Origin of the sequence: Sphingomonas gellani (assembly GCF_900110035.1) — a bacterium.
Classification (GTDB): Bacteria; Pseudomonadota; Alphaproteobacteria; order Sphingomonadales; family Sphingomonadaceae; genus Sphingomonas; species Sphingomonas gellani.
In genome coordinates this window covers 230,496-244,065 of record NZ_FOCF01000001.1, presented here as the reverse complement: position 1 = coordinate 244,065, position 13,570 = coordinate 230,496, and the positions used below count along the sequence as shown (strand labels likewise).

The following is a 13,570-nucleotide window of genomic DNA, read 5'->3' as shown; positions in this document are numbered from 1 at the left end:
TCCAGCCGCCCCGAGTGCAACCGGTCAGCAGCCTGCGATCGGACCCACTAAGTTCTACGAACTGCACCCCAGGCAACATGGATCACGGCACAGGCGCAGCCGGTCCGCGTTGACCCGCCATGGCCTCGACTGCCGCGCTTCCCTCGCCCCGTATCTGGCTCCCCAAACGCCTGTTGGTCACCCCGTCGGCCCTCGAATGGGAGCATGGTCGCGCCATCGTCGCGCGCGCTGAAGAATATGGGGTGCAGGTCGACCGGCTATCCAGCGATCGGATAAAGCTCGACCTGCCGGACGACCCCCGCCGCCAATATGGGGAGGCCAAGCGTACCGTTGCCCTCGTCGTCGCGTCCCCCTCGCGCCGACGCCTTCAACCCATCGCACCGTCAGCCGACTGGCGGATCGACTTGGCGGAGGGATGCCCGGCTCATTGCAGCTACTGCTATCTCGCCGGGTCGCTGAAGGGTCCGCCGATCACGCGGGTCTATGCCAACCTCCCGGAAATCTTGGAGCAACTGCCTGAACATCTCGGGCGCGGACAGGTCACCAGCCGGTCACATGCCCGCGCGCATGAGGGCACGACGTTCGAGGCGTCCTGCTACACGGACCCGCTGGTCCTCGAACCGCTGACCGGGTCGCTATCCGCGCTGATCGCCTGGTTCGGTCAGTGGCAGGCCGATGCGCAGTTGCGCTTCACCAGCAAGTTCGCCGACGTCGACCCGCTCCTCTCCATCGCTCATGGCGGCCGGACTCGCATGCGGGCCTCCATCAACCCAGCCCGCTTCGCACGTTTCGAGGGGGGCACGGCGCCCGTGGCAAACCGGCTCGCCGCACTTCGTCGCATGGCGGATGCGGGGTACAAGGTCGGCCTGACCATCGCACCGATCATCGCTGCCCCCGGTTGGCGAGATGCCTATGCGGAATTGATCGACCAGGCTTCCGTCGCGCTGGCGGATGCTGCGGGGGCGGACCTGACGGTGGAGCTCATCACCCACCGCTTCACGCCCGGATCGAAAGCGGTTCTCGACAGCTGGTATCCGGGATCGTCACTCGACATGGACCCTGCCGCTCGCTCCGAAAAGCGAACGAAGTTCGGCTCGGTCAAGCACGTCTATGACGCCGCCACGATGCGCGAGCTTCGGACCTTCTTCCAAGAGCGGATCGCAGCGCTGCTGCCATCCGCACGCATCCTCTACTGGACCTGACGATCAGCCCTGTGGAATCAGCAGCGTGCTGCCCCGCGTCTCGCCGGCCTCAAGCGCGCGGTGCGCATCCGCCGCCTCTTCCAAGGCGAAGGTCCGCCCGATCTTCGGCCGGATCGCGCCCTGACGCAGCATGGCGAACACACGCCCGGTTCCGGCGCGGCGCTGCTCGCTGTCGGCATAATAATCGAACAGCGTCGGGCGCGTGACGAAGATCGACCCGTGCGAGGCCAGCGTGCCGAGCGCGACGCGGGTCACCGCACCGCCCGCATTGCCGTAGCTGACGATCAGACCACGCCGCGACACGGACGCCAGCGATGCGTCCCAGGTCGCCATGCCGACACCGTCGAAGACGATCGGCACGCCTGCGCCACCGGTGATCTCGCGGACACGAGCCGCGACGTCCTCTGCGCGATGATCGATGACATGGTCCACGCCCGCATCCCGCACACTCGCCAGCTTGTCGGCGCCGCCGGCCACGCCGATCACGACCGCCCCAATGGCCTTCAGCCAGCCGACGAGCAGGTGACCGACACCACCCGCCGCCGCCCAGACCAGCACGATCTGACCGGCCTTCACCTCAGCACAACGCTCCACCAGGAACTCGGCCGTGCAGCCCTTCAGCAAGATCGCCGCGGCGGTACCATCATCCACACCGTCGGGCAGCAGGATTACCTCGTGCGCGGGCAGGTTGCGCGCCGTGGCGTAGGTACCCCGGCTCGGCCCCAGCATGCCGACCCGCATGCCGGAAGAGAGCCCTTGCACGCCGTCGCCTACCGCCTCGATGACACCGGCCGCCTCCGTACCCAGCCGGGCGGGCAGATCGACCGGATACACGCCACCGCGATGATAGGTGTCGATGTAGTTCAGCCCGACCGCGGTGAGGCGCACCTGCACCTCACCGGCAGCAGGCGGCGGCAGGGTCTCGTCGAACCATCCGATGACCTCGGGCCCTCCGGTGCGATCGAGACGGGCGTAGCGGGTCATGCGGATGGTCCTCTGACATGTCCCGCGCAGGCCCAAGACCTGCGCGGACCGTTACGAACGGGTCAGGCGAGCTCGCCCTGCAACCACGCCTTCAGCTGCCCCTTGGGCGCGGCACCGACCTTTGTCGCGGCCGGCGCACCACCCTTGAACAGGATCATGGTGGGGATACCGCGCACGCCATACTGGCCCGGCGCATCGGGGTTGTCGTCGATGTTGAGCTTCGCGATCGTGACTTCCTCGCCCAGCTCGTCCGAAATCTCCTCCAGGCTTGGCCCGATCATCTTGCACGGCCCGCACCATTCCGCCCAGAAGTCGACCAGTACCGGCTTGTCGGACTTAAGGACGTCGGCCTGGAAACTGGCGTCGGTGATCTGCTTGGTGGGCATGAGAATGTTCTCCTTCTGATGTGCGATCTAGGATGCCGTATGCCGCCGCTCAACGGCCGGACCGCTAGCTTTGCTCCGGCCCCGGATAGCCGGGCTTGTGACGGTGGAGCAGCTCGGCCGACAGCGGCACCAGAACCGGCCCGCCCGTGTACAGCAACGCGGCCTCGACCCGCCGTCCCGGAAAGATCACCTCCAGCGCCGCAGCATAGGCGCCCATCTGGTCGAGATGGTAGGAGGGTACCTCCTCCACCCCCGCAGGAACCCGGCGACTGGTCTTGAAATCGACCAGCATCACCCGATCAGGCGCGACCAGCAAGCGGTCGACGGTGCCGGCCACCACCGTGCCGTTCGCCAGGGTCGCCGTGATCGGCGCCTCCGCCAACCCTTCGGCATCGAACAGGTCGCGAAAACGCGCGTCGTCCAGGATCGAACAAACGCTGGTCGACAGCGCTGCCCGCTCGGCCGCGCCGAGGATGCCGCCGCCATGCTGCAGCCAGCGGTCGGCCGCCTCCCTGCGTCGCTCGACAGGCACCGCCGGCAGGCGCTCGAACAGCGCGTGGATCAGGCGACCCCGCTCCGCGGCCTGCCGCAGCGCAGGGGTAGGCGGCGGGTCGGCGACCATATCGACGCCGATCGCAGAGGGGGCGAGCGGCCGCGACGGACGCTGCTCGAGCGGCGCGAGCGTCCGGGCCCAGTCCGGCAAGGCAGGTCGCTCGACGCGCGCAGCAACGACTGACGCTTTCCGGGACGCTGCAGCCTGAGCGACAGTGCCGCGAAAGATACGCGCGCCCTCGCCGCCGGGCACACCCAGCGCGGTCAGCGCGCGATCGGTCGCGGCGTACCAGCTCGCCTCCGGCGGCACACCCTTCGCCCGCGGACCCAGCGCGCCGGCGATCACCAGCCGTTCCTCCGCGCGCGTCGCCGCGACGTAGAACAGGCGCCAATGCTCCTCGAGTTCCTTGGCCTCCGCCATCGACAGCGCGGCATCCAGCGGGCCGCCGCGCTCCGCCGCCTTCGGGCGCAACACGGGTATCGCCGGCTGTTCGCCATCGGGGCTCCAGCGCAGGATGGAGCGTGGCGCGGCGGCCGGATCGGCGGTCGCGTCCGCCAGGATCACGAGCGGCGCCTGCAATCCCTTTGACCCGTGCGCGGTCATCACCCGCACCGCGTCCTGCGGTGCCGATGCGTCCCGCACGATCTCCACCTCGCCTCGGTCGAACCAGTCCAGGAACCGCTGCAACGAGGGCGTGGTCGTCGTCTCGAACGTCAGCGCCGCGCCGAGCAGTTCCTCGATCGGGTCGCGCGCCTCCTCGCCCAGACGTCGGATCAGCTTGCGCCGCCCGTCCAATGGCCCCGACAACAGCTCCTCGAGGAACTGGTACGGCGTCGTGAAATCCGCTCTTGCCAGCATCGCGGACAGCGGTGCTAGGCGTTCCTCGGGTTGAGTGTGGCGCAGGTGCGTCCACAGACTGCCCCGTTCGCGCGGCGCGGCAAGCATCAGCTCGTCCTGCGTCCAGCCGATCAGTGGCGATACCAGCAGGCTGGCGAGCGACAGATCGTCCGCCGGCTGCAACACAAAGCGGATCGCAGCCAGCAGGTCCTGCACCGCCAGCGGCGCGTTCAGGCGCAGGCGATCCACACCGGCGACGGGCACGCCCTCCGCATACAGCCGTGCCACGATCAGAGAGGCGAGGTCGCCGCGACGTTTGACCAGGATCATCACGTCCTCGGGCCGCAGCGGGCGACCCTTCGCCTCCAGCATCAGCGGTTCGTCGCGTGTCCAGCGGCGGATCGCACGGGCGATGTCGCCCGCCAGCTTGCGGGTCGCATCGCCGACCCAGCCCTCCTCGTCCTCCTCGCTGCCGCCATCGCCCTCGATCGCCGGCGGCCATAGCTCGACTTGACCCGGCCCGGCGACTTCGCTGGCATGCGCCTCCACATCGGGCAGGCCCAGGCCCGGTTCGGGTAGGGCACCGATCGCCTCGTCCACGAACTCCAGGATCGGGCGCGTCGACCGGAACGAGCTGGTCAGCGACAGCTGATGCATCGGCAGGCCGGTTTCCTCCATCGGCCAATCCGGATCGCCCGTCAGTTCCGCCACCTTGTTGCGGAAGAACATCTCGGCGGCCCGGAATGTGTTCGGATCCGTGCCCTGAAAGCCGAAGATCGCCTGTTTGAAATCGCCCACCGTGAAAAGCGTCCGCGTCCACGGCGCATGCACGCCGCGCTCAACGAAGAACTCGTCGACCAGCGCCCGCACGATGGTCCATTGCGCGATGTTCGTGTCCTGCGCCTCGTCGATCAGGACATGTTCGGTCTGCTGGTCCAGCTTGTAGCGGATCCAGTCGCCGATGCCGTCCTGACGCAACAGCCGCACCGCCGTCGCGATCAGGTCGTCGAAATCCACCCCGCCGATCCGCCGCTTCGCCCGGGCATAGGCGCGCGCATATTCGCGTCCCACCTCCAGCCCGGCGGCGAGCAGGTCGGCATAGGCGGCACGCGTGGCCAAGGACATCAACTCGGCGCAGCGGCCGCCGATCTCCTGAGCGAGCGTCTCGTAATCCGGCTCGGCGTCGATCAGCTTCTTTGACGCCTTACGCGGCTCACCCTTGGCCGTGTGCACCACGCTGCGCAGCGCCTCCAGCCCGGCGACGCGCGCCGATCGGTCGCCTGCCAGCCAGGACGCGATCGCGTCCGCATGGGCCAGGCCCGTCGCCGTGCCCCAGGCCGCGTTGGCACGGGCGAGCCGCTGCACCGCGCCGGCATCGATCCGATCGCAACCGTCCGCCATCGCCTCGGCGACGTTACCGGCCGGAAGGTCCAGCGCGCGGCGAAGCCAAGGATGGATACCGCTCGGCAGCGCGTCCAAGGCGTCGAGCGAACGGGCGCAGGTCGCCAGGAACGACTCCGCGCCGCCCTCCCCCAGTCTCAGGCTCAGCGCGCCGATCGCCTCGACGGGTGCGGCGCGCCCCTCCCTCTCCGCGTCGGACAGCATCTGTGCCAGGGCTTCGCGCTGGAGCAGGGCTTCCTCGCGCGGCTCCAGCGGACGAAAGCCGGGGGTCAGCCCTGCCTCCACCGGAAATGCCGCGAGCAGCGACTGGCAGAAACCGTGGATAGTGCCGATCCGCACACCGCCACCGGGCGCGTCCAGCACCCGCGCGAACAGCGTCCGCGCCCGATCGCGCAGGTCCTGGGTCGGCACCTCCCCCAGCGCGTCCAGGTCGCGCGACAGCATCGGGTCCGGCATCCGCACCCACGCCGCCAGCCGGTCGCTGATCCGCGCCGTCATCTCCGCGGCGCCCGCCTTGGTAAAGGTCAGGCACAGGATCGCACCCGGATCGACGCCGCGCAGCAACAGGCGGAACACGCGCGCCGCCAGTACCTGCGTCTTGCCGGTGCCGGCCGACGCCGACAGCCAGACATGAGCGTCGGGCGCGCTGGCATCCGACTGCGCCGGGGTCAGCGGCGGCAGCGGCCGGGTCGCGCCTTTAGTCGCGGCCATACCATTCGTCCCGTCGCATCAGCTGATCGTAATCGGCATAGTTCACATATTCCGGCCGCAACTTTGCGGTGAAAGGCGCGCCCCCGGTCAGCCACGTGCCCGCCGCATCGGCGAAGTTGGCGGCCGCGACGCTCGTGAAATCCGCCGTGACGATGCGGTCACGCTTCCCTTCCGGATCGCAGGGGCTCGTAACCTGCCCGAAGCCGCTCTGCGACTTGGCCATGGACCAGTATTCGAACGCACCGGCATCACCCGTGACGTCTCCGAAGCCGCCGCGTTCCGCGATGACGCCAAGCAGTCCGAGCTGCAAAGAGAAACCCGCGCGCACCGCTGCCGACGACGGAGCCTTGCCGGTCTTGTAGTCGACGATGGCCAGCTTGCCGTCGGGCAAGGTGTCGATCCGGTCATAGCGGCCGGACAGGGTCACGTTCGCCAACTGGATGCGGCCCTTCCCCTCGGCATGGGTGACATGGCGCCCGGCTGCGGCATCCTCGGCCACGCGGCCGGCGATGAAGTCCACCGCCTCCAGCAGGCGCGGCTGCCACAGCGCGCGCAGCATCGGGTGGGTCGCTCCGTCGCGCAGCATCGCAACCGCGCGCGGCCGCAGGGCATCGGCGGCGCAGCGATCCTCCTTCCACCATTCTTCAAGGATGGCGTGCACCGCATTGCCGCGCCAGGCCGGGGTCGGATCGGCGTCGACGGGTTCCAGCGGCGACAGTGCCAGGTAGCGCCGGGCGTAAAAGGCGTACGGGTCCGCCTTCAGCCGGTCGACCTCTGTCACGGAAATGACCGTCGGGCGGACGGCGAGCGGGGGAGACGGCGCCGGACGGTCAGCGGGCAGGTACTCGCCGGGATCGTCCAGCGCGCGCGTCCAATCCTCCAGCGTCTCCGCGCGCTCCAGCCGGTCCTCCGCCATCGCCTGCAACCGCAGCCAGAAACGGGACGCAAGCGCGGGCGCGCTGCCGTCACGCCGGGCGCGGGTGATCAGAACCGACGGCGCGCCCATCGCTTGCCCGAAATCATGCGCCGCCACGCCGATGCGCCGCTCCAGTCCCGGAAGGCCCAGCTCGGCGCGGATGCGCGGTGCCAACCATGGATCGGGCGCCGGACGGCCGGGCCAGACACCCTCGTTCAACCCGCTCAGGATCATCACATCGGCGGACTGCAACCGAGCCTCGATCTGGCCGTAGATCGCGAGGCGCGGGTGATTGAGCCGCAAAGCGAGGCGCACCGCCACCTCGTCCGACAGGGTCCGCAGCATCGGCGCGACCTCCGCCGGATCGACGGCCGCGGGGCCGGATGCGGCATGCGCCTCCAGCTCCGCCAGCAGGTCCGCCGCGGCACGCCCCGCAGGCCCGCTCCACACCGCGTCGCCGCCCAGCGACCCGGCGGTATCCCGCAACACCGCCACCAGACGCGCCAGCGGTTGATCGCCATCACCGAACGCCGATGCGAGCGGCTCCAGCAATGGTCGCGCCGCGGCCCACCAGCGCGCCGCCAGCCCCTCACCCACCTGTCCGTCCAGTCCGGCCAGACCCGCCGGGGGACGCGGCCCCCGCAATGCGAGGTCCATTGCGCGCACGCCATCAAGCCAGGCCAGCCGCCCCATGCCGCCGTCCACCAACGGATGCTTCAACAGGGTCAGCAGCGCCAGCGGCGCGAAACCCTGTGCCGCCACCTCGGCCAGGCTGAGCAGCAAAGTCCCCGGCGGCAGGATAGACAGGGGGCGACCGGCGGAGTCGTCGATTTCTATGTTCCAGCGCCGGCAATGCGCTGCCACGCGCCGCGCCAAGCCGCGATCGGGCGTGACCAACGCGGCGGTTCGGCCCGGCGTCTCCAGCGCCTGCCGCAGCGTCAGGGCGATACCCTGCGCCTCGTCCGCCGCAGTCGCGAACTCCGCCGCCTGGACACCCGACAGCCGGCGATCGGCGGGGCCAAGCGCGGTCCATTTGCCGGTAAACTCCGCCGGGGTAAGCGCATTCGCCACCGCACGACCGCGCGCAGCGTCGGACGCGGCTCCTGCCGCATCCTTCCACGCCGTTACCTCACCGCGCCCGACATCCATCCGGTCGAGCATGACCTTCAGGTGGAATTGCGGGTGCACCTCGATCGCCCGCTTGCGCCGCCCCGTGATCGGATCGGGCTGGTGCGGACCCAGCGCGTTCCACTCCTCGGTATCCATGGCGAGGTCCAGCCCGGCGAACACCACCATTCCCTGTGGCAGGTCGGCGACACAGCGCAGCAGGCGGGCAACGGAGGGCGCGGTGTCCGTGATGCCAGCGGCACAGACCGGCGCGGCCGGCGGATCGCTGCGCCACCGGCGCGCGACGGCATCCAATATCAACCGCCGCCGGTCCGCCGCATCGATCCGCCCCAAGCGTGCAAGCTCGCGCGGCCAGCGGTCCAGCAGCACCTCCAGGCTGGCCAAAGCACGCTGCCAGTGCACCGACAGGTCGGGCCCGAGGTCCAGATCCTTCAACCGCGACGGATCGACCTCCTCCACCAGCAGCTGGTCGCGCACCCGCGCCAGCTCCCCGGCCAGCCGTACCGCCTCGGCGGCGCCGACGGGCTGCCCTTCGCGCGCACGCTCCTCGGTGATCAGGCGGGTCAGGATCAGGCGGCGTTGATAGGCGCTGACCGCCGGGGCCGGTGGGGCGGCATCGTCGGCATGATCCAGCGCCGACCCGATCGCCTCCCCGATCTCCGGATCGCCCAGCGCCACCAGGCGCGGCAACAGCAGGGCGCCGCCGCTCTCACGTACGAACGCGTCCGTCACCGCCCGCACCGCGCGGTTGTTCGGCAACAACATGGTGGTTCGACCCAGCGCCAGCGGATCGCCGCCGACGCGCCGCTTCAACCCGGCGACCAGCGAGTCGGCAAAGGCGCGGTGCCCGGCAATGGTGAACAGCTGTGGTCGGCGCGCGCCCTCAGCCATCGTCCAGCATCGCCTCCGTCGCGGGGATGGCGGCCGGCGTACCGACGTCGAACCACAGGCCCTGATGCACCATACCGAACGCCCGCCCAGCCTCGATCGCGCGATCCCAGAACAGGTTGGTGGAGAAGGGCCCCTCGGGCGCATCGACGAGGATGCGCGGGTGCAGGATCTGTATGCCGGTATAGACGAACGGCGCCACGCGCCCGGCACCACGCCGCCGCGTGATCCGCCCATCTGGGCCGAGGTGGAAATCGCCCTGTCCGCGATGGTTGTTCGCCCGTGCCAGCGGCACGAGCAGCAGCAGCACATCCATCGTCGCGTCGTTCCAGCGCGATGCGAGCAGCCGGATCGCATCCACCGGGCCGTCGACCCACAGATTGTCGCTGTTCACCACCAGCAGCGGCGCGTCGCCCAGCAGCGGGCGCGCGTGCATCAAGCCGCCCCCGGTCTCCATCAAGCGGGCGCGCTCGTCGGAGATGACGATGTCCATGTCCGGACAACAGGCGGCCAGATGCGCCTCCAGCGCGTCGGCCAGGTAATGCACGTTGACCACCGCGCGCTGGATGCCGGACGCGCGCAGCCGATCCATGACATGGTCGATCAAGGGCTTCCCCGCCACCTCGACCAGCGGCTTGGGCCGGGTCGCCGTCAGCGGACGCATCCGCTTGCCCAGGCCTGCCGCCATCACCATCGCGGTCTGTGGCACCTGCCCGCCGGGATCGGGTCGGATCGCGAGTTGTCGGCTCATCCGGCCAGCACCATGGGGTCGCCGCGCAATTCGGGCGGCACGTTCCGCTCCATCCACGCCTCGATCGGCGCCAGGACCGGAAAGGACAGATCGCGCTCCAGATAAGCCCAGACGCGCGGGCACATGGTGGGATAGCGGGGCTTTCCATCCCGCTGCCAAAGGCGCGTGAAGAGGCCGATCACCTTCGCGTTCCGCTGCGCACCGAGCACGTGATAGGAGCGCATGAACGCATCGCCGTCCCCGGTCGCGGCGAGATATCGCGCCAACATCGCCTCCTCCACGTTTGGATCGACGTCGCGCCTGGCATCCTGAAGCAAGGAAACGAGATCGTAGGCCGGATGACCCGCCAGCGCGTCCTGGAAATCGAGCAGGCCCAACGGTTCGCCCGTTCCGCGCAGCATCAGATTCTCAGCGTGATAATCCCGCAGCACGGTCACGGGCGCGTCACTCAATCCGTGGCCCAGCACCTCGTCCCAGGCCGCATGCCAACCATCCGAGTCGACCGACAGACTGACGGCGGGGCAATACCATTCGACGAACAGGCCGACCTCGCGTTGCAGGAACGCGCGGTCATAGGGTTGCAGCGCGCCCGGCGCATGGGTGCGCAACTGCACCAGCGTGTCCACCGCCGATTCATACAGCGGCAACACGGCCGCCTCGTTCGCATCCGCCGCCTCGCGCATTCGGTCGTTGCCGAAATCCTGCAACAGCACCAGGCCGGCGTCCGCATCGGCGGCATGGATGCGCGGCGCGGCAAAGCCCCGCTCACCCAGCCACTGCGCCATGTCGAGAAACGCGCGCGGGTTCTCGCGCGGCGGGGGCGCATCCATCAGCATGGCGCTGCGCCCATCCTGCGTGATTCGGAAATACCGGCGAAACGACGCATCGCCGGTCAGGGGATCGATGCGCGCGCCGGCCCATCCGTGCGCGGCGAGGAAGCCGGCGGCACCCGCCGGCGGGGTCATGTCGGCCATCGGTTTTCCCAAGCGGGGGGCACCCGCACTGTCAAGCCTCGCGCGCCGTCCGGCTCGATCGACAGAAGCAGCGCCAGCGCATCCGGCCACGCGCCGTCCCCGGCGCGTTCCGGCCATTCGATCAGGAGAGCGGAGTCCATGCGCGCCTCGTCCAGGCCAAGCTCGTCCACCTCGTCTGCGGCGTCCAGCCGATAAAGATCGACGTGCAGCACCGGCAAGGTCACCTCTGGCACGTCATAGGGCTGCACGATCGCGAAGCTCGGGCTGGGCGCTTCGCCCTCCAGACCCAGGGCGGACAACACCGCCCGCGCGATGCTGGTCTTGCCTGCGCCCAACGGCCCGGACAGCGTCACCACATCGCCGGGCCGCAATCGTGCCGCCAGTCGGCGGCCGAACGCCTCCGTCGCCTCGGCATCGGCCAACCTCATCGGCGGGGCAGTTCGACGGTGACCAGCGTTCCGTCGCCCGGCCGGGACACCAGGCTGATGGTGCCGCCATGTGCCTCGACGAACTGCTTCGCCAGGGGGAGGCCGAGGCCCAGCGCGCGCTCACCCGTCGGCGTGATGCCCGGCTCCGCGAACCGGTCGAACGCGTGCGCCACCTGGTCCTCATCCATGCCCGGCCCGTCGTCGGACACGATGATGCGCGCATGCGTCGCGTTGCCATCTGTGTGCAGCAGGATGCGGCCACCCTCCGGCGTGCCCTCCAGCGCCTGGCGGAGCAGGTGCTCCATCACTTCCTTCAGGCGCTTTGCGTCGCCGGTGACGCGCCCGGTCGACCGGGCGAGTTCCAGCACGAACTCCAGCTTGCGCCGGGCGATGGCGGGGCGCACCGTCTCATGCGCGGCCTGCGCCATCCCGGCGACGTCGACCGGCGTTCGCTCCATCTCTCGCCCGGTCTCGCCGGCCGTCAGGTCCAGCACGTCGTCGATCAGCAGGCCCAGCCGCTCGACCGAATCGATGATCGCCTCGACATAGCCGTCCGCCTTTTTGGGCAGCTTCCCCGCATAGCCGCCGTGCAGCATCTCCGCGAAGCCGCTGATCGAGGTCAGCGGTGTGCGCAATTCGTAGCTCATGTTCGCGACGAACTGCGTCTTGACCTTGTCCGCCGCCTCCAGAGCCTCCGCGCGATCGCGCAGCGCCTGTTCCGCGCGCCGGCTGTCGGTGATATCCAGCATCGTGAACAGCGCATTGCCATCGGGCAATGGGACCGCCGCGAATTCGAAATGGCGTCCGTCGGCGAAGGCGACGCGGCCGCCGCGCTGTTGCCGCTCCGCGGTGGCGGATCGGACCAGTTCGGGGATCAGCGACGACCGGCTCGGCATCGACAGGCGCGACGCAGCGACCTCTGCAAAGGCGTCGACGCGCGGATGCCCGGCCAGGAACTCCTCCTCGAAGCCCCAAAGCGCGCGGAACCGGTTGTTCCACAACTGCAGCCGCCCGTCCGCGGCGAACACGCCCAGCGCCTCGAACAGATTGTCGAACGTCGCGGTACGGACCCGCAACAGCGTGTCGCGCGCGGAGGCCAGCTGCACCTGCTCCGTCCGATCCTCGAAGATCAGCAACAGGCCACCATCGGGCAGCGGCTGCGCGACGACGCGGATATGCACGCCGGCCGGCAGGTGCCAGGTTTCCTCGATCGCGCCATCGGTCTGGGTGAACCAGTCCCGTCGCTCCAGCTTCCACCCCGGAAAGTCCCGCACCTCTGGCACGCGGTTCGCCTCGCGCATCCGCTCCAGCACGCGCTCGAACTCCGGGCGGTCGGCGAGCCACTCGGTACGCATCGCGAACATGCGGCGGAACGGTTGATTGCAAAACGTCAGCGCGCGGTCCGGCCCGAATTGCGCAACGCCGGCCGACAACCGGTCCAGCATCGCCCGCTGCGCCTCGGCGAAGCGACGATAGCTGGTGCGCGACTGCTCCAGATCCTCGATATCGACCGCGAACCCCGCGACCCCACCGGTCGGCAGCGGCACGTCGTACAGCCGCAACGATCGGCGCGCGCCGCCGATCGTGGCAGGCACCACCTGTTCGTGCGGCCGCGCCGCGTCGCGCGCCGTCGCCGCGCCGGCCAGCGGCCCGCCGCGATCCGAGCCCTCGATCAACTCGATTCCGCGCGACACCACATCGGCGGCGTCGCGCCCGTCCACCGCGGCGACATAGGCCGAATTGACCATCGACAGCCGCAGGTCGGGGCCGCGATACCACATCGGCAACGGCGCCGCCTCGATCAGCCCGGTCAACGCCTCGAAGGCTGCTCCCAGGCGCGACCCCTCGCTGCGCAGCCGCGCGATCTCCGCCTCGGAGTCGGTGGCGTCGAACGCCCAGACGATCACCGTGCCCGGCGATCCAGCCCCGGTCGGCGCCCGCGCGCCGCGCAGCGTGATCGCCTTGCTAGACCCCAGCGGCCGCACCGCACGCACAAAGGCACGCCCGGCGCGCTGCGCCGCGTTCACGTCCGCCGCCAGCCCTGCCGCTTCGTCCGGCAACAGCCCCCTTTCGCCCGCCGCCAGTTCGGCCAGGAACGGTGGCGACTTGGGCAGGCCCAGCCAGTCGGCCATGCGTTGCGGCATGTCGAGCCGGCCGTCGGCATGAATCACCATCGACAGGGCGGGCGCGGATTGCAGCACCGCGCGCAACCGCCCGTTCTCCGTCTCCACCGCCGCCAGGTGCGCCCGCACCCTGAGCCCGCGGAACAGAAACACGACCGATGCGACCACCAGCACCAGCAGGATCGCACCCGCCAGGACGGCGGCGCCCGTCTTCAGAACGATCATGGCTGTGGCACGCGGCGCGAAGCGGTCATCTGGGTCTGTCTAGAACAGCCGGGCGTGAAGGGG

At 69.7% G+C, this 13,570-nt stretch carries 9 protein-coding genes; 1 reads left to right on the top strand and 8 read right to left on the bottom strand.

Annotated elements, in window-relative coordinates; translation table 11 throughout:
* Positions 1 to 119: 119 nt before the first annotated feature.
* Entirely contained in the window at positions 120 to 1,202 is a 1,083-nt protein-coding gene (locus BMX37_RS01300) for an SPL family radical SAM protein (RefSeq protein ID WP_093663668.1), read from the top strand.
* 3 nt (positions 1,203 to 1,205) lie between these two features.
* On the opposite strand, the gene BMX37_RS01295 is transcribed toward BMX37_RS01300, so the two are convergent.
* The 8 genes from BMX37_RS01295 to BMX37_RS01260 form a co-directional block, all read right to left on the bottom strand.
* Positions 1,206 to 2,186, bottom strand: coding sequence for a quinone oxidoreductase family protein (locus tag BMX37_RS01295; protein WP_093663667.1), 981 nt, complete (start codon positions 2,184 to 2,186; stop codon positions 1,206 to 1,208).
* Between the two features lie 62 nt (positions 2,187 to 2,248).
* Complete coding sequence (gene trxA, locus BMX37_RS01290) at positions 2,249 to 2,572, bottom strand: thioredoxin TrxA (protein ID WP_093663666.1); 324 nt, start codon at positions 2,570 to 2,572, stop codon at positions 2,249 to 2,251.
* 64 nt (positions 2,573 to 2,636) lie between these two features.
* Positions 2,637 to 6,074, bottom strand: a complete 3,438-nt coding sequence (gene addA / locus BMX37_RS01285; protein WP_093663665.1) for a double-strand break repair helicase AddA — start codon at positions 6,072 to 6,074, stop codon at positions 2,637 to 2,639.
* Positions 6,061 to 9,009: a double-strand break repair protein AddB gene (gene addB, locus BMX37_RS01280; protein WP_093663664.1), complete on the bottom strand. Its 2,949-nt coding sequence runs from the start codon at positions 9,007 to 9,009 to the stop codon at positions 6,061 to 6,063. The genes addA and addB overlap by 14 nt, the downstream gene beginning before the upstream one ends.
* Positions 9,002 to 9,757, bottom strand: coding sequence for a nucleotidyltransferase family protein (locus BMX37_RS01275; protein WP_093663663.1), 756 nt, complete (start codon positions 9,755 to 9,757; stop codon positions 9,002 to 9,004). Before BMX37_RS01275 ends, addB begins: the two co-directional genes overlap by 8 nt.
* Positions 9,754 to 10,722, bottom strand: a complete 969-nt coding sequence (locus BMX37_RS01270; protein WP_170841827.1) for an aminoglycoside phosphotransferase family protein — start codon at positions 10,720 to 10,722, stop codon at positions 9,754 to 9,756. Before BMX37_RS01270 ends, BMX37_RS01275 begins: the two co-directional genes overlap by 4 nt.
* Positions 10,719 to 11,159, bottom strand: a complete 441-nt coding sequence (tsaE, locus tag BMX37_RS01265) for a tRNA (adenosine(37)-N6)-threonylcarbamoyltransferase complex ATPase subunit type 1 TsaE (protein ID WP_093663661.1) — start codon at positions 11,157 to 11,159, stop codon at positions 10,719 to 10,721. The genes BMX37_RS01270 and tsaE overlap by 4 nt, the downstream gene beginning before the upstream one ends.
* Positions 11,156 to 13,507 carry a sensor histidine kinase gene (locus tag BMX37_RS01260; RefSeq protein ID WP_093663660.1) on the bottom strand — a complete coding sequence of 784 codons (2,352 nt, stop codon included), beginning with the start codon at positions 13,505 to 13,507 and terminating at the stop codon, positions 11,156 to 11,158. The genes tsaE and BMX37_RS01260 overlap by 4 nt, the downstream gene beginning before the upstream one ends.
* Between the last annotated feature and the right edge of the window lie 63 nt (positions 13,508 to 13,570).

What these genes read in the sequence shown, in the direction of transcription:
- BMX37_RS01300 (WP_093663668.1), top strand. Translation starts at nt 120, where the DNA reads ATGGCCTCGACTGCCGCGCTTCCCTCGCCCCGTATCTGGCTCCCCAAA.
- BMX37_RS01295 (WP_093663667.1), bottom strand. Translation starts at nt 2,186, where the DNA reads ATGACCCGCTACGCCCGTCTCGATCGCACCGGAGGGCCCGAGGTCATC.
- trxA (WP_093663666.1), bottom strand. Translation starts at nt 2,572, where the DNA reads ATGCCCACCAAGCAGATCACCGACGCCAGTTTCCAGGCCGACGTCCTT.
- addA (WP_093663665.1), bottom strand. Translation starts at nt 6,074, where the DNA reads ATGGCCGCGACTAAAGGCGCGACCCGGCCGCTGCCGCCGCTGACCCCG.
- addB (WP_093663664.1), bottom strand. Translation starts at nt 9,009, where the DNA reads ATGGCTGAGGGCGCGCGCCGACCACAGCTGTTCACCATTGCCGGGCAC.
- BMX37_RS01275 (WP_093663663.1), bottom strand. Translation starts at nt 9,757, where the DNA reads ATGAGCCGACAACTCGCGATCCGACCCGATCCCGGCGGGCAGGTGCCA.
- BMX37_RS01270 (WP_170841827.1), bottom strand. Translation starts at nt 10,722, where the DNA reads ATGACCCCGCCGGCGGGTGCCGCCGGCTTCCTCGCCGCGCACGGATGG.
- tsaE (WP_093663661.1), bottom strand. Translation starts at nt 11,159, where the DNA reads ATGAGGTTGGCCGATGCCGAGGCGACGGAGGCGTTCGGCCGCCGACTG.
- BMX37_RS01260 (WP_093663660.1), bottom strand. Translation starts at nt 13,507, where the DNA reads ATGATCGTTCTGAAGACGGGCGCCGCCGTCCTGGCGGGTGCGATCCTG.